The sequence below is a fragment of the Maribacter aquimarinus genome (assembly GCF_047345505.1).
Taxonomy (GTDB): Bacteria; Bacteroidota; Bacteroidia; order Flavobacteriales; family Flavobacteriaceae; genus Maribacter.
Map to the genome: position 1 here is coordinate 82,780 of NZ_JBLFEO010000019.1, position 16,259 is coordinate 99,038.

The following is a 16,259-nucleotide window of genomic DNA, read 5'->3' on the forward strand; positions in this document are numbered from 1 at the left end:
TGTTGGGATGGTCTCCGTATGCCTTGGCAACCAGTTCCGGGGCGGATACGGACAATTTATGTTATTTTAGCCGGTACAGATCGTAAATGCCGTTGTTGTGACCAGAGCTTCGTACCGATTCCCACTGTTGTTGGCCTGCCTTTTGGGCCTGTTGTCCTGTAAGGAAGAAGGGCGCAGCGATGAGGTCATCGAACCAAACCCTCCCAACATCATTTACATTTTGGCAGACGATCTGGGTTACGGGGATGTATCCTGTTACCATCCCTCGGGAAAAATAAAAACGCCGCATTTGGATGCGCTGGCGGCCCAGGGGATGCGCTTTACGGATGCCCATAGCCCCTCTGCCGTTTGCACGCCCACCCGATACGGCATTCTAACGGGAAGGTACAGTTGGCGCAGTCCACTGAAGAGCGGGGTGCTCACCGGGAAATCCAAGGCCTTGATAGCCAAAAATAGGACCACGGTGGCATCGCTCCTAAAAAAATCGGGCTACCATACCGCCTTTATTGGAAAGTGGCATTTGGGCTGGGACTGGGCCTTGAAAGACACTGCCGATCTTGGCGGCGATGGATGGAACCCTGGCGATTTTGATGCCATCGATTTCACAAAAAACATCGCTCATTCACCCAACGATCTGGGATTCGATCTTGCCTATGGCCACTCTGGTTCCTTGGACATGGCACCCTACGTGTATGTGGAAAATGGGAAGGTTACCGCCCAGGTCAAAGGTGTTACCGAGGACACCGGAAAATATACCTGGTGGCGAAAAGGACCCACTGCGGCCGATTTTCTGCACCGCGATGTGACCCCCAACTTTTTTAGAAGGTCCATGGCCTATGTCAAGGAAAGGTCCAAAGTGGATGCACCCTTCTTTTTGTACCTGGCCCTGCCATCTCCCCATACGCCCATTTTGCCCACGGCAGATTGGTTGGGGAAAAGCGGTATGAATCCCTATGCCGATTTTATGATGGAAATGGACCATTATGTGGGCCAGTTGGTGGCCACTGTCCAAGAAATGGGTATTGCAGACAATACCATGGTGGTGTTCACCAGCGACAATGGTTGTTCCCCAGAGGCAGATTTTGAGGTGTTGGAACAGTTTGGTCACGACCCCAACGGTGGGTTCAGGGGCCATAAGGCCGATATTTTTGAGGGAGGCCACCGGGTGCCCTTTATAGTGAAATGGCCCGCCCGAGTGGCCGCTGGCAGCCGTAGCGATGCCACGGTCTGCCTTACGGACCTTATGGCCACGGCCGCCCACTTGGTGCAAGTGCCCTTGGCCGATGATGAGGGGGAAGACAGCTTTTCCCTCTTGCCCCTTTTGGCGCCCCAAGAAGGAGGGGAATATGCCCGTACGGCCACCGTGCACCATTCCATAAACGGTAGCTTTGCCCTAAGAAAGGGCGATTATAAGCTCATTTTTGCCCCGGATTCCGGAGGGTGGAGCCCGCCCGTGCCCGGAAAGGATATGGCCGCCAAATTACCGCCCCTACAGCTGTACCACTTAAAAAATGACCCCGGCGAAACGGAAAACCTCGTGGCAGGGCACCCGGACATCTTGGAAGAGCTTACACAGCTCATGCAGGGTTACATAGCCAATGGGCGCAGCACACCGGGGCCAGTGCAACAAAATGCACCCCTTGGACTGAACGGGCAACCTTGGCATCAAATGGAACACCTCATGGGCCTGTAAATGTGAAACCTTAGATTATAAAATCATAATTCCACCTAAAAATGACATACAGAATTTTCAGTTTATTGCTTGTGATGATGATGGCAGTTTCCTGTGCCCAGGTATCCCCCCCCGCCCCCGTGGGGCCGCTTCCCACCGAGCGGCAGTTGGCTTGGCAGGAGCTGGAGTACTATGCCTTTATCCACTTTAACATGAACACCTTTACCAATATGGAATGGGGCACGGGCGGGGAACGCCCTGAGCAGTTCAATCCTACGGAAATGGATGTTCGCCAATGGGCAAAAGTGATCAAGGAGGCCGGCATGAAGGGCGTGATCCTTACCGCCAAGCACCATGACGGATTCTGCCTATGGCCCACCAAGACCACGGAGCACTCGGTAAAAAATTCCCCTTGGAAGGACGGCCAGGGCGATGTGGTAAAGGAACTGGCAGCCGCCTGTGCCGAATTTGGGATCAAGTTTGGGGTTTACCTTTCCCCCTGGGATCGCAATGCGGGCAATTACGGAGGCCCGGAATACGTGGCCGATTTTCACGAACAGCTTCGGGAACTGCTTACCGACTACGGTGAGGTCTTTGAAGTCTGGTTCGATGGGGCCAATGGCGGAAGCGGCTATTATGGTGGTGCCAATGAAACCCGAAAGATAGATAGCAAGACCTATTACGAATGGGACAAGGTTACCGCCATGGTCAGGGAATTGCAGCCCAATGCGGTCATTTTTGGCGATGGCGGGCCCGATGTGCGTTGGGTGGGCACGGAAGAGGGTTTTGCCAACGAGACCAATTGGAGCATCATGCGGCGAGATGAGATCTATCCCGGCTGGCCCAGGTATGTGGAGCTGCGTTCTGGCCATGCCGATGGTACGCATTGGTTGCCGGCAGAGGTGAACACCTCCATACGACCCGGTTGGTACTACCATCCGGGAGAGGACCACCAGGTAAAATCGCTGACCCGTTTGGTGGATACCTACTATGAATCCGTGGGGAGGAACGGTACGTTTTTGTTGAACCTGCCCGTGGATACCCGCGGCCTGGTCCACGAGACCGATGTACAACAGTTGATGCGCTTAAAAAAGCAGTTGGAAGCCGATTTTAAGGAAGAATTGGCCCAGGGCACCACCGCAGCGGCCACCAATGTGCGGGGCAATGGCAGTGCCTACCGGGCGCAAAACGCGGTAGATGGCAAAAAGGATACGTATTGGGCCACCGATGATGGGGTTACCAATGCCACGCTGACGCTTGAATTTCCCGAGCCCACCACGATCAACAGGGTGGTGTTGCAGGAGCATATTGCCCTGGGGCAGCGGGTGGCGCAATTTTCCATTGCTGCGCAGGTAGGGGAGGCGTGGCAGCCCTTGGATACCCAGACCACCATAGGTTATAAACGCATTTTAAGGTTTCCATCGGTGAAGGCCAATGCTTTTCGCTTGGAGATAAAGGAGGCCAAAGGACCGCCGTTGATCAGTAATTTGGAGCTTTACAAGGCCCCGAACCTGTTGGTGCCGCCCACGGTGCAGAGAGATCGGGAGGGCAGGGTAAGGCTTTCCGTGCCAGATACCGCGGTGCACATCCGCTATACCTTGGATGGCAGCGAGCCCAAGGCCACCTCACCGCGCTATGAAGCGCCCTTTTTGGTGGAAACGCCCAGCGTATTGAAGGCCATTGCCCTTGACCCTGAGAGCGGGGAGGTCACGGAAACGGTGGTGAAGCGCTTGGATATCCCAAAAAAGGACTGGAAAGTGGTCTCGGTGTCCTCCGGAAATCCAGAGGATTCCCAGAAGATGCTGGATGAGGATGCCAACACTTTTTGGGCCACGGACAACAAAAGGGCAGGGGCGCAAGAAGTGGTTATTGACCTTGGGCAACGCCATAGCTTAAACGGATTTACCTATGTGCCCAACCAAGAGCGCTATCCCTTTGGCATTGTAACCGATTATGTCTTTGAGGTAAGTGCCAATGGGGCCAGTTGGCGCAGGGTGGCAGAAGGGGAGTTTTCCAATGTGGTGAACAGCAGGTTGCAGCAGGAGGTGCGCTTTGCAGCCACCCAAGCAAGATATATAAAGTTGAAGACCATTAAAACGGCCGGGGACGATCCACGGGCCACCTTTGCGGAGATCGGGGTGTTGACAGGTGGTTAAGCGCGGTGAGCACCATCTTATTCCAAAGAGAACTGGCGCAGGCCTTGGGGATGTGGTTTTTACAAATTAAAAATGCCCGTTGGAAACAGGGCATTGGGCTAATAGGTAGTCTGTTGTGTTACCTCGTAAGGCGCATGTTGTACCGTGCCGAAACGTTCACTGAAAAACCCAAGGCTTCTTCACTTTCGTTCAAATCAAATTGCAGGTCCATTTGGCCATCGGTCAGGTTCACCACGGTAAAGCCCACTTCTTCATTGCCCGTGCCAAAATAAAGGATGTTGCCATCCAGCCTCCATTCCGTTGATCCAAAAAAATCTTCACCCTCTTCTTCTTGGGTCGTGGTTTCCCCCAGAATGGTGGTCGTTAACACGGTGGTATATCCACCTTGGCTTTCCACGGTGTTTGGGTCGGTGTTGAAATCCACCGTCAGGTCAAAGTCTTTTCCAATGGCTTCAAATTCTCCCACGACAGATTCACCATCGGCCATTACCTCAGACCGGCCGTTCGTGGCTTCCAGTGCCGTCAGGTTCCAGACACCGTTTATATCGGCTTCGTTATGGTTCGCCGAACCGGCATCTTCATTTTCACAAGATAACAGGGCCAATGAGATGACGGATACGAGGAGGAGTACAAGGTACTTTTTCATTTTTTTTGGATTTGGTGGAATTACCACAACGTTTTCCAGGCCTAAAAAGTATTCAAGGGTTGGTCTTTAATTTACTTATCTTAGCCGCATGCTCTCTAAAAAGACCAAATACGGACTTAAGGCCCTGGCCCATCTAGGTGCCCAAAAAGATCGGCATCCGGTACAGATCGCGGACATAGCCGAGCAGGAGAACATTTCCCAAAAGTTTTTGGAAAGTATTCTGTTGTCCCTTAGAAAGGCCGGGTTTCTGGGCTCCAAAAAGGGGAAGGGCGGCGGTTATTATCTGTTGAAAACGCCGGAGGACATTTTAATGACGGATGTGATGCGGGTTTTGGAGGGGCCCATTTCCATGGTGCCCTGTGTGAGCCTCAATTTTTATGAACCCTGCGATGACTGTCCCGATGAGGCCAGTTGCGCCGTGAACAAGCTCATGCTCAAGGTGCGTGACGCCAACCTACAGGTGTACCGCAACACCTCCTTGTCCGATATCATTGGATAGGAATACCCTTGTTCATCGTATCCGCGTTTTTCATTGGCACCGCCAAAGGGTTTGATACTCCGAAGCTTGCCTCGAAATTAAAGTTCAATTTCTTATGAATGCCTTGCGGGCTTGCCCCGGGGCAGTGACTTCCATTAGGGATATCTTGGCATTTGTTCCCTTGCAACTCTTATCCTTGCAACGCCAAATTGTTGGGAACCTGTATCAACCCATGACCCTTAAGCCCCAATTACCCCAGTAAATCCATAGGAATATTAATTTTTTTCTTTTTTTCTTGCGGGACGATGTAAAAACACCTTATTTTGCTACCCTACTAAATTGGTAGGATTTAAAAACAGGATCGGGCACATGATAATTGATCAATTGTTGTTGGACAGGAAATCCACCAAAAGCAAATACCGGGCAGATAAAAGATCGGAGCGTCCGCTTCGCAGTGTGGTCAAGGCCATTAGCTGGCGGGTCATAGGCACCTTGGATACCTTGCTCATCTCTTATTTGCTCACCGGGGAGGTCACCATTGCGGCCTCCATTGCTACCATAGATTTTATTACCAAAATGTTCCTGTATTTCTTTCACGAACGTTTATGGAACAAGATAACCTGGGGAAAACACTAGAAATTATGCGCTTTACGGAAAACGGGTTGACACAGTTGAACAGGCAGTTCAAGGGCATTCCTCCGGTGGAGATCATCTCCTGGGCCCTGGATTTGGGCAAAAAGGCGGTGGTGACCACCAATTTTAGGCCCTATGAAGTGGCACTGCTCCACGCCGTGTCCCAAGTGCGCCAAGACATTCCCGTAATTTGGTGCGATACGGGCTACAACACCCCACAGACCTACCGGCATGCCACCGAGCTCATCGATCGGTTGCAGCTTAACATAGACCTTTATGTGCCCAAGCAAACCGTGGCCCATAGAAATGTGGTGATGGGCATTCCCCAGATAGACGATCCACGGCACGCCACCTTTACCGATCAGGTGAAATTGGAACCTTTTAGGCGGGCCATGAAGGCGCACCGACCGGAAGTGTGGTTCACCAATTTACGAAAGGGACAGACCGCCTTGCGGGATCGTTTGGATATTTTGAGCGTAGATCGCCAGGGCGTTTTAAAGGTAAGTCCTTTCCACCATTATACGGATACCCAATTGGACGCCTATTTAAAGGAGCATGGGCTGCCCAACGAACACACGTATTTTGATCCCACCAAGGTGTTGGAAAACAGGGAGTGCGGACTGCACACCTAAGTTGGGGCAGGGCAAAAAGGTTGCCTTTGCACACGATTTTAGTTTGATTTTGTATTTGAGTTTGGAGAACAATGGATAACACAGCACATTTGGAGGCAACCGGGAACGTTGCCCTGGCCGGGGATACCGCGCACATAAACGCCTTGGAGAACGAGGCCATTTACATTATCCGGGAGGTTGCCGCGCAGTTTGAAAAGCCCGTGCTCCTCTTCTCGGGAGGGAAAGATTCCATTACCCTGGTACGGCTGGCGCAAAAGGCCTTTTGGCCCGCCAAGATCCCCTTTCCCTTGATGCACATAGACACCGGGCACAATTTTCCGGAGACCATTGCCTTTAGGGACAAGCTGGTGGCCGATCTTGGTCTGGAGCTCATTGTGCGCAAGGTCCAGGATTCCATTGACCAGGGCAAGGTAAAGGAGGAGTCCGGGAAGTATTCCAGTAGAAATGCCCTGCAGACCACTACCCTGTTGGACGCCATAGAGGAGTTTAAATTCGATGCCTGCATTGGGGGTGCCCGCAGGGACGAGGAAAAGGCCCGTGCCAAGGAGCGCATCTTCTCCGTCCGGGACGATTTTGGGCAATGGGACGAAAAAAACCAACGTCCGGAGCTTTTTGACATGCTCAACGGACAGATCGATCACGGACAGAACGTGCGGGTCTTTCCCATATCCAACTGGACGGAACTGGACGTTTGGTCTTACATAAAGGAGGAAAACATGGAAATCCCCTCCATTTATTTTGCCCATAAGCGCAAGGTGTTCCTCAGGGACGGCCTCATCTGGTCCCACTCGGACCACGTGTACCAAGAGGAAGATGAAGAAGTACTGGAGCGCATGGTGCGCTTTAGGACCGTGGGAGACATGAGCTGTACCGCCGCGGTCTATTCGGAGGCCACGGACATAGATGCCGTGGTGAGTGAGATCCGCGATTCCACCATCAGCGAACGAGGTGCCAGAATAGACGATAAGAGGTCTGAGGCGGCCATGGAAAAAAGAAAACAACAGGGCTATTTTTAAAGAACCCACCTGATCCCAAACAGCGGGACAACAAATCTATACAGAAAATCCAGTTTGGAATGACGAATACCGATACCAGTGAAACCATTATGATCAAGGAAGCACCCTCCCTTGGAGGGAAGCCAGGCATGGGGCTGCTAAAGCTGGCCACCGCAGGTAGTGTGGATGACGGAAAAAGCACCCTGATCGGCCGTTTGCTCTACGATACCAAATCCTTGACCACCGACAAGCTGGAGGCCATTGAAAGGACCAGTAGGCAAAAGGGCTATGATTATCTCGATTTTTCCCTGGCCACGGACGGCCTGGTGGCAGAACGGGAGCAGGGCATCACCATAGACGTGGCCCACATTTATTTTTCCACCCCAAAAAAGAGCTACATCATTGCGGATACCCCCGGCCATGTGGAATATACCCGTAACATGGTCACCGGCGCCAGCACCTCCCAGGCGGCCATTATCTTGATCGATGCCCGAAAGGGCGTCATAGAGCAGACGCACCGCCATTTTTTCATCAACAACCTGCTACGGATCAAGGAGGTGGTGGTGGCCATCAACAAAATGGACCTGGTGGATTTTTCCGAGGAACGTTACAATGAGATCAAGACAGATTTTCAGGCCCTGATGCAGAAACGGGACTATGCGGAACAGCGCATTACCTTTATTCCCGTGAGCGCGCTCAAGGGAGACAATGTGGTGCACGCATCCAAAAACACACCTTGGTACCAAGGGGAAACCCTGTTGGAGCATTTGGAGGCCCTGGATATGGCCGCCGTGTCCAATGTGGGCACGCCCAGATTTCCCGTACAGTATGTCATCCGCCCGAAAACGGCCGAATTTCACGATTTTAGGGGCTTTGCCGGCAAGGTGTACGGAGGTGAGCTCAGCGTGGGCGATGCCGTGGTGGCGCTGCCATCGCAAACAAGATCTACCATCAAGGCCATATATGTACACAACAAGCAGTACAAGACCGCTTCCAGAAGAACCTCGGTCACCATTACCTTGGAAGACGAGATCAATGTGAGCCGGGGAGACATGCTGGTCAAGGCCAACGACCTGCCCATTGTGGACAAGCAGTTCAAGGCCATTGTGGCCTGGATGGATGCCCAACAACTGCGGGCGGGAAACAAGTATGTGGTGCAGCACGGCGTGAACAAGGTCTTGGCCAAAGTGGGCGCCATTCATCACAAGATCAACCCCGATTATTCCGGGATTGAGGAAGATGTGGACGGATTGGGCATGAACGATATCGCAGCGGTAAGCTTTAAACTGAACAAGCCCATTTTCTATGATCGGTTCAAGGACCACCGGACCAACGGATCCTTTATCATCATAGACACCCAGACCAATAGCACGGTGGGAGCGGGGTTCATTGTCTAGGCCCTGGGTTCGCCGGTCCACGAATGGGGGCACAGCGTGGACCTCGGGTAGGGAAACATCATGACAAGGATGGCCTTTTAGCAAATGCGGGAGACCCCGGTGGGCCGTGGGAAGGCATCGAAGGAACGGTTTTTGCAGACCCGGCCCAAGCGGGAAGGGCATTGCCCCAAAGGGGATGGTCTTTTTTGTGACATTCGGAGCAACAAATTAAGGTGGATTGATGGAGCTTTAAAATCTATTAAATCCATAGGATAAATATATTTATTAACAACAATGCTTGCCTTGCCCGGGCAAGTGTTCCTTTCCTGTTGGGGAGGTTAGTCAGCGGCTGTGTATGCAAAGTTTTAGAACAGAAATTGAGAATCCGGTAGTGGAAAAGGATATCTTGGAATTGGAGCGCAAGATCAGGGAATTCAAGGAGGGCAAGGTAGATGAGGAAAAGTTCCGAAGCCTCCGCTTGGCCCGTGGCGTTTACGGACAGCGGCAGCAGGGCGTGCAGATGATCCGCATAAAGTTGCCCTACGGCAAGGTTACCTCCCAACAATTGAGGCGTATCTGCGATGTTTCGGACGAATACTCCACCGGGCGCCTGCACATTACCACCCGCCAGGACATACAGATCCATTATGTGGATCTGGACCGCACCCCGGAGCTTTGGGCGCAGCTGGAGAAGGACCAGGTAACCCTTAGGGAAGCCTGTGGCAATACGGTGCGCAACGTAACGGCCAGCGAGACCGCCGGAATCGACCCAAACGAACCTTTTGATGTCTCGCCCTATGCCGATGCCCTTTTTCGGTATTTTTTGAGAAACCCCATTGGGCAGGAAATGGGACGCAAATTCAAGGTTTCCTTTTCGGCCAGTGATGCCGATACCGGGCTCTCCTACATGCACGATCTGGGCTTTATTGCCAAGCTGCAGAACGGGCAGCGCGGGTTTAAGGTGATGTTGGGCGGCGGATTGGGTTCCCAGCCCCGCCACGCCGATGTGCTCCATGAATTTTTGCCGGCAGATAAGATCATTCCCATGATGGAGGGGGTGATCAGGGTCTTTGATCGGTACGGCGAGCGCAAGAGCCGTGCCAAGGCCAGGATGAAGTTCCTTATAAAAGACCTGGGCCTGGAGGGCTTCAAGGCGCTCTTGGAACAGGAAGGGAAAGCCGTGCCCATGGCTTCTTTTAAGGTGGATGTGGATGCCTACCCCAAGGCCCATATTGCCGAGGTGGCCGTACCGGAGGTGTCCGTCACGGATCGGGAAGCCTTTGAAACCTGGAAGGCCACCAACATGGTCCCCCAAAAACAAGATGGTTTTGTGGCCATTGGCATCAAGGTGCTGTTGGGCGATTTCCACACCGACAAGGCGCGCTTGTTGGCCGATCTGGTGCAGCAATACGCGGCCGGGGAACTGCGGTTGTCCCTGCGCCAGAACATCTTGATCCCCCACGTGAAGGAAGAACTGCTTCCCTTTTTCCATTCGGAACTACAGAAACTGGGCTTCGCGGAGGCGGGCTACAACAGGGCACTGGACATTACCGCCTGTCCGGGAACGGACACCTGCAACCTGGGCATTGCCAGCAGCACGGGCATAGCCGCGGAGCTGGAGCGGGTCATTAAGACGGAATACCCCAATTACACCCAAAACCCCGATGTGGTCATTAAGATCAGCGGTTGTATGAACGCTTGCGGGCAGCACAACATGGCGCACATTGGCTTTCAGGGCATGTCCGTGCGCACCAAGGACAAACTGGTGGCCCCGGCACTGCAAGTGCTCCTGGGCGGGGGCAACTTGGGCAATGGCCAGGGGGTCTTTGCCGATAAGGTGGTGAAGATTCCCAGCAAACGGGGCCCAGAGGCGCTGCGCCTCATTTTGGACGATTTTGATGCGCACGGCAATGGCCTGTCCTACACGGACTACTATCGGGAAAAAGGCCAGATGTATTTCTATGAGTTCTTGAAGCCCCTGACCAATGTGGACAATCTGGTCCCGGAAGATTTTATCGATTGGGGGAATGAGGAAAAATACGAAAAGGCCATAGGCATTGGCGAATGTGCCGGTGTGGTCATAGACCTCATTGCCACCCTCTTGTTGGAGAGCGATGAGAAGGTACAGACCGCCACCGAGACCTTTGAGCAGGGCAAATGGGCGGCCAGTATCTACTATTCCTATGCCGCCATGGTCAATGCCGCCAAGGCCCTGTTAACGGCAGAAAAGACCAAGACCAACACCCATAACAGCATCATTGCGGATTTTGATGAAAAATTTGTTCAGACCAATAGGATTTCGGTCGATGGCGGATTTGAACATCTCGTGCTGCAACTCAACAAGAACGAACCCACGGCATCCTTTGCCAAAAGCTATTTACAGGACGCCAAGGATTTCTTGGCCACCGTGGAAAACTACAGGAGCCAAGAACTGGCCACCACAAGCACCCAGAACGTATGAAGCATCAAAACACGTACAACAGGTACAGGAAAGGAAAAGGCGACGCTTTTGAATTGGCCGTTCCAAGGCCCAACAACCAAAGGGAACGTTGTGCTCCTGGGCAAGGGTCGGTAAAAATGGCTGTTGGCGAAGGGGCTCCTCCTTTGGGGGCTAGGGTGCCCCATCTTACCGTAATTGGCGCCGGTCCGGGAGATGTGGAGCTCATTACGCTAAAGGCGGTCAAGGCCTTGCAGGCGGCCCAGGTGGTGCTGTACGATGCCCTGGTGAACCCCGAACTTTTGGGATATGCGCCCGGGGCGGAAAAGATCTTTGTGGGCAAGCGCAAGGGGTGTTACGCTTATACCCAGGAGCAGATCAATGACCTGATCGTGGGCCGGGCCGGGACCCACGGCCGTGTGGTACGCCTCAAAGGGGGCGATCCCTTTGTGTTTGGCCGCGGGGCGGAAGAGATGGAACATGCCGCCCGGCACGGCATCCCCACCGCCATGGTGCCCGGGATCTCATCCAGTCTTAGTGTGGCCGCCACCCAGAACATACCGGTGACCAAACGCGGTGCCGCAGAGAGTTTTTGGGTCATTACAGGCACCACCAAAGAACACGAACTGTCCAACGATGTGCGGTTGGCGGCAAAATCCAGCGCCACGGTGCTCATTTTGATGGGGATGTCCAAATTGGCCCAGATCATGGCCCTGTTCACGGCGGAGGGAAAGGAACATACGCCCGTGGCCATTATACAGGAGGGCACCACGGAACGGGAGAAAATAGGCGTGGGCACGGTGAAGACGATCGTTTCCATTGCTGCGGAAAAGGGGCTTGCCAACCCGGCCATCATTGTCATTGGCGAGGTGGTGCGGCACCGGGAGCGCATGGCGCAACTGATGCGGAACGGCCAAAGGACGCCAGTCAGAGAACCGGTGGCCCAAGACCATTTCTTGGCCGCCGTGGGGTATTGATTTCAAAACAAACATATAGGTAGTGGCCCGGTTGGTTTTATGGTGGTGTTAAAAACTCTGAACCCCAAAAGGGCTTCGCCCGCCGCGCCAATAATTCAGATGGGCGCTCGGCCTAACATTTGTCCTGATGGCTGGCCCCCAATTGGGCCAATGAAGTAATGATGTACCAAAATAAAAATGGAAAGAAACAACTTGTACCCTATTTTTTTGAAAACGGCCAACCTGCACGTATTGATCATTGGAGGCGGAAACGTGGCCGAGGAAAAACTCAGCTTTTTAACCAAGTCCAGCCCCGATGCCACGGTGACCATGGTATCGCCCATGTTCCGGGAGGCCACCCTGCAATTGGCCGCGGGATTTAAGGTGGAGTTGATCACCGATGTGTACCGCCCAAGCTACCTCAAGGGGAAGCACATGGTCATTGCCACTACCGATGTTCCGGAGGTGAACGTACAGGTATATGAAGATTGCAGGGCCATGGACAAGCTGGTGAACGTGGCCGATAATCCGCCGTATTGCGATTTCTATATGGGCGGCATCGTTACCAAGGGGCACGTAAAGGTGGCCATTTCCACCAACGGAAAATCGCCCACCACCGCCAAGCGCCTACGGCAGTTTTTTGAGCAAGTGATTCCGGAGGACATCAGTCAAATGGTTCAGAACCTCAATGACTATAGAAAAACCATTAAGGGCGATTTTGAGGAAAAAGTAGATCAAATGAACCGGATCACAAGTCCACTGGCCCCAAGCCCCGGAGAAGGGAAGAAGGCCGGGGTTGAAATGGAGGCGAAGTAATGGGTCTCAACAAGGTCACCCCGGGCGCAGTCGTAGGGCCAGGGCTCCAAAGGTTGAAGATCGACAGCAACAAACAAATTGTCACCCTGAGCGCAGTCGAAGGGCCAATGCTCCAAAGCTTGAAGATGGACAACAACAAACAAAATGTCACCCCGGGCACAGTCGAAGGGCTACGGGTTCTTAGGTTAAATGTTGACGGAAAAAAAATGTAAAAAGCAAACAAAATGTCACCCTGAGCGCAGTCGAAGGGCCAGTGCTCCAAAAGTTGAAATTCGACAACAACAAACAAAATGTCACCCTGGGCGCCCTCGTAGGGCTACGGGTTCTTAGGTTAAATGTTGACGGCAAAAAATATAAAAAGCAAACAAAAAGTCACCCTGAGCGCAGTCGAAGGGCCAGTGCTCCAAAAGGTTGAAGATCGACAGCAACAAACAAAATGTCACCCTGAGCGCCCTCGTAGGGCTACGGGTTCTTAGGTTAAATCTTGACGGAAAAAAATGTAAAAAGCAAACAGAATGTCACCCTGAGCGCAGTCGAAGGGCCAGGGCTCCAAAAGGTTGAAGGTTGGCAGCAACAAACAGAATGTCACCCTGAGCGCAGTCGAAGGGCCAGGGCTCCAAAAGGTTGAAGGTTGGCAGCAACAAACAGAATGTCACCCTGAGCGCAGTCGAAGGGATCGAGCTCCAAAAGCTTGAAGGATATCATCAAAATAAAAATACAACCAGAAAATCGACTAAAAACGAAGTAGTAATTAACACGTACCGAATACCAATTAAAAAAATGATACAAACAGACATACTCATCATAGGCGCCGGTCCCACCGGCCTCTTCACCGTTTTTGAAGCCGGATTGTTAAAGCTGAAATGCCATTTGATCGATGCCCTGCCCCAACCGGGCGGACAGTGCTCCGAGATCTACCCCAAGAAGCCCATTTACGATATCCCCGCCTTTCCGGAAATACTTGCGGGCGACCTGGTGGAGAACCTAATGCAGCAGATACAACCGTTTGAACCCGGATTTACCCTGGGCGAACGTGCCGAACATCTGGATCGGCAGGAAGACGGCTCCTATATCGTGACCACTAACAAGGGCACCCGCCACCAGGCGCCGGTGGTGGTCATTGCCGGAGGTCTGGGCTCTTTTGAGCCCCGCAAGCCCGCCATAGACCAGCTGGCGCAATATGAAGATCGCGGCGTGGCCTACATGATCAAGGATCCGGAAGTGTACCGCGGCAGGAAAGTGGTCATTGCCGGAGGTGGCGACTCGGCCCTGGACTGGGCCATTTTCTTGGCCGATGTGGCGGCCGAAGTGTCCCTGGTGCACCGCAGGAACCAGTTCAGGGGCGCCTTGGATTCGGTGGAAAAGGCGTCCCAGCTGGCACGATCGGGAAAGATTAAGCTCTTTACCGAAGCCCAGGTAAAGACCCTCTATGGGGACGGAAAGCTGCAGGCCGTGGCCATTGGGCACAATGCCCCCGAAAAGGAGGACACCCATTTGGAGGTGGACGATTTTATTCCGCTCTTTGGGCTGTCGCCCAAACTGGGCCCCATTGGCGATTGGGGGCTGGAAATAGAGAAGAACGCCATTAAGGTGAACAACGCCAAGGACTACCAGACCAACCTGCCCGGCGTGTTCGCCATTGGGGACGTGAACACCTACGAGGGGAAACTGAAACTGATCCTCTCCGGTTTCCACGAAGCGGCCGTAATGTGCCAATATGCCTACCAGATCATCAACCCCGGTAAACGGTTTGTAATGAAATACACCACCGTGGGTGGGGTGGAAGGCTTTGATGGTTCCAAAAAAGAGGCCAAGAAAGAAGTGGTGCAGGCCATTGGGTAAGGGGTTTAGGTGTTGGATGCCCCAAAGGGATTCTGTCCCGATTTGGGTAGCATGCAAAGTGCCGCATCACGTTTTTTTCTTCATTGCTAACCCAGCGCTGTCTATAATCCCTTGCTGAGCTTTTGTCCCAAGGGCATCCGTTCCGAAACAGGCAAGGATCGGAACAGGTTTTTGTTTATTTTGGATTCCGTTGGAAAAAAACTCCAAAGAAGCCTGCCATTGCGGTTCTGGCATCCTGGATTTCCGGCCTGCCTATTTTTGGATGCGACCATTTTGGGTGACGGGCCGGGGCATCAATGCTCCAAAGGTCATTCTGGTTTGATTTCTTATCTTGTGGCTGTAAGCTATATATGATGAATCATCACATGCCTGCGTTAGCATTAATTTATTCAAAGTTGGGAATGTAAAAAATCTGCTGTATCCTTTATACCCCTTTTTCTAAGAATATCTAGTACTTCAAACTCATCCAAATCAGGATTTCGACGATTCAGAACCATTTCCTTAAATGCTTCCACGGCCTTTTCGGGATTTAAATCTATTATGTCGGTTAAGAAATCATCTGCGGTTTTTGCTGACAGACCAAATGAGGACAAATACTCTTTTGGAAAATCTTTAATGTTATTGGTTACAATTACGTTTGCGTTAATCTTTATGGCTGCTGCTAGGACATGACAATCCTTTTTGTCCGGTAACGTTAAACCAGAAATTAAACCTGAATAATTAGAGACTAAGGCATCCGGAAAAGCTAGATTTGCTTTCGATATGCGTTTCAAAATTTCTTCTTCTGAAACCCCTTTACGTCTCATTACGTCAGTCCACTCATCAAAAATATGTTCACTCCATTTTGGTGTGTACAAATCGTAATGGGCAAACCAAAAAAGTAAATCCCGGATTTCGATAGGATAGATAACATTTGTATCTAGAACACAAATAAATCGGACGCTATGAATCATATAATCCAGTTTCCTCGTCAGATTGCATAATATCTATAATATGCTTTTTCTGAGCCTCTTTCATCCTCTTCTTATATCCCATAACATCCTCAAATTTTACCCTTCTATGTTTACCGACTTTTGTGAATTCGATCTCACCATCCTCTAAAAGTTTTACGAAATGAGGTCTCGAACAGCCCAAAATCTCTGCTGCTTTTTGAGTAGTTACTTCAGTTGCTATCGGGACTAAAGAAAATGGTTTGCCTTTACTCATAGCCTCGAGAATATCACCGAGAAGTTTTAGTGCACTTAATGGAATTTTTATCCGTTCTTGAGTTTCTTCAATCTCTATTTCAGGATTGTCGGACTTTAATTCCTTAATTACAGAAGCAAGAGCATCATAAGATTCAATAGCAATCTTTTGCTCCTCTTTAGATGGCTTATTGATATTTTTAAAGGTTTCCATGGTGTCTTAAGTGTTAGGATACACAATATTAAACGAAATAAACGAAATAAACTTCTATTCGGACTGTTAAACTTTATAAAAACTAATGCTAATAACTAACTAACCATCCCCCGAAAAAAAGATGGATAGTTTATGAAAGCCTTGGTTTTATTGATGTTCCGGGAGGTTCTAAAATAGGAAAACTGTTTTAAAAGTGGTAAATTGTAATAGCAAAAACGAACA

The 16,259-nt window shown here is 51.5% G+C and carries 14 protein-coding genes; 11 read left to right on the top strand and 3 right to left on the bottom strand.

The window, feature by feature from the left end; translation table 11 throughout:
* Positions 1–97: 97 nt before the first annotated feature.
* Both ACKWCC_RS13680 and ACKWCC_RS13685 read left to right on the top strand, forming a co-directional pair.
* On the top strand, positions 98–1,693 hold the full coding sequence (locus tag ACKWCC_RS13680) for a sulfatase family protein (protein ID WP_413996509.1): 1,596 nt from the start codon (positions 98–100) through the stop codon (positions 1,691–1,693).
* 41 nt (positions 1,694–1,734) lie between these two features.
* Entirely contained in the window at positions 1,735–3,828 is a 2,094-nt protein-coding gene (locus ACKWCC_RS13685) for an alpha-L-fucosidase (protein WP_413996510.1), read from the top strand.
* 118 nt (positions 3,829–3,946) lie between these two features.
* Here the strand turns inward: ACKWCC_RS13685 and ACKWCC_RS13690 are convergent, their stop codons facing one another.
* Positions 3,947–4,474: a hypothetical protein gene (locus ACKWCC_RS13690; RefSeq protein ID WP_413996511.1), complete on the bottom strand. Its 528-nt coding sequence runs from the start codon at positions 4,472–4,474 to the stop codon at positions 3,947–3,949.
* An 88-nt stretch (positions 4,475–4,562) separates the two neighbouring features.
* On the opposite strand from ACKWCC_RS13690, the gene ACKWCC_RS13695 reads away from it, so the two are divergent.
* The 9 genes from ACKWCC_RS13695 (at position 4,563) to ACKWCC_RS13735 (ending at position 14,639) form a co-directional block, all read left to right on the top strand.
* A complete protein-coding gene (locus ACKWCC_RS13695; RefSeq protein WP_413996512.1) occupies positions 4,563–4,973 on the top strand; it encodes an RrF2 family transcriptional regulator in 411 nt (136 codons plus the stop codon).
* Positions 4,974–5,321: 348 nt separating this feature from the next.
* Complete coding sequence (locus tag ACKWCC_RS13700; RefSeq protein ID WP_413996513.1) at positions 5,322–5,588, top strand: DUF2061 domain-containing protein; 267 nt, start codon at positions 5,322–5,324, stop codon at positions 5,586–5,588.
* Between the two features lie 5 nt (positions 5,589–5,593).
* A complete protein-coding gene (locus ACKWCC_RS13705; RefSeq protein WP_413996514.1) occupies positions 5,594–6,217 on the top strand; it encodes a phosphoadenosine phosphosulfate reductase domain-containing protein in 624 nt (207 codons plus the stop codon).
* A gap of 71 nt (positions 6,218–6,288) precedes the next feature.
* Positions 6,289–7,233, top strand: coding sequence for a sulfate adenylyltransferase subunit CysD (cysD, locus tag ACKWCC_RS13710; RefSeq protein ID WP_413996515.1), 945 nt, complete (start codon positions 6,289–6,291; stop codon positions 7,231–7,233).
* A gap of 128 nt (positions 7,234–7,361) precedes the next feature.
* Positions 7,362–8,609, top strand: a complete 1,248-nt coding sequence (locus ACKWCC_RS13715) for a sulfate adenylyltransferase subunit 1 (protein ID WP_413996523.1) — start codon at positions 7,362–7,364, stop codon at positions 8,607–8,609.
* A gap of 334 nt (positions 8,610–8,943) precedes the next feature.
* Entirely contained in the window at positions 8,944–11,049 is a 2,106-nt protein-coding gene (locus ACKWCC_RS13720; protein WP_413996516.1) for a nitrite reductase, read from the top strand.
* Positions 11,050–11,165: 116 nt separating this feature from the next.
* Positions 11,166–12,002, top strand: coding sequence for a uroporphyrinogen-III C-methyltransferase (gene cobA / locus ACKWCC_RS13725; RefSeq protein WP_413996524.1), 837 nt, complete (start codon positions 11,166–11,168; stop codon positions 12,000–12,002).
* Positions 12,003–12,179: 177 nt separating this feature from the next.
* On the top strand, positions 12,180–12,797 hold the full coding sequence (locus ACKWCC_RS13730) for a precorrin-2 dehydrogenase/sirohydrochlorin ferrochelatase family protein (protein WP_413996517.1): 618 nt from the start codon (positions 12,180–12,182) through the stop codon (positions 12,795–12,797).
* 780 nt (positions 12,798–13,577) lie between these two features.
* On the top strand, positions 13,578–14,639 hold the full coding sequence (locus ACKWCC_RS13735; protein ID WP_413996518.1) for an NAD(P)/FAD-dependent oxidoreductase: 1,062 nt from the start codon (positions 13,578–13,580) through the stop codon (positions 14,637–14,639).
* Between the two features lie 389 nt (positions 14,640–15,028).
* Here the strand turns inward: ACKWCC_RS13735 and ACKWCC_RS13740 are convergent, their stop codons facing one another.
* Both ACKWCC_RS13740 and ACKWCC_RS13745 read right to left on the bottom strand, forming a co-directional pair.
* Complete coding sequence (locus tag ACKWCC_RS13740) at positions 15,029–15,592, bottom strand: PIN domain-containing protein (RefSeq protein ID WP_413996519.1); 564 nt, start codon at positions 15,590–15,592, stop codon at positions 15,029–15,031.
* Positions 15,582–16,037 (bottom strand): helix-turn-helix domain-containing protein, encoded by a 456-nt coding sequence (locus ACKWCC_RS13745; protein ID WP_413996520.1) that lies wholly within the window; start codon positions 16,035–16,037, stop codon positions 15,582–15,584. Before ACKWCC_RS13745 ends, ACKWCC_RS13740 begins: the two co-directional genes overlap by 11 nt.
* Positions 16,038–16,259 lie beyond the last annotated feature (222 nt).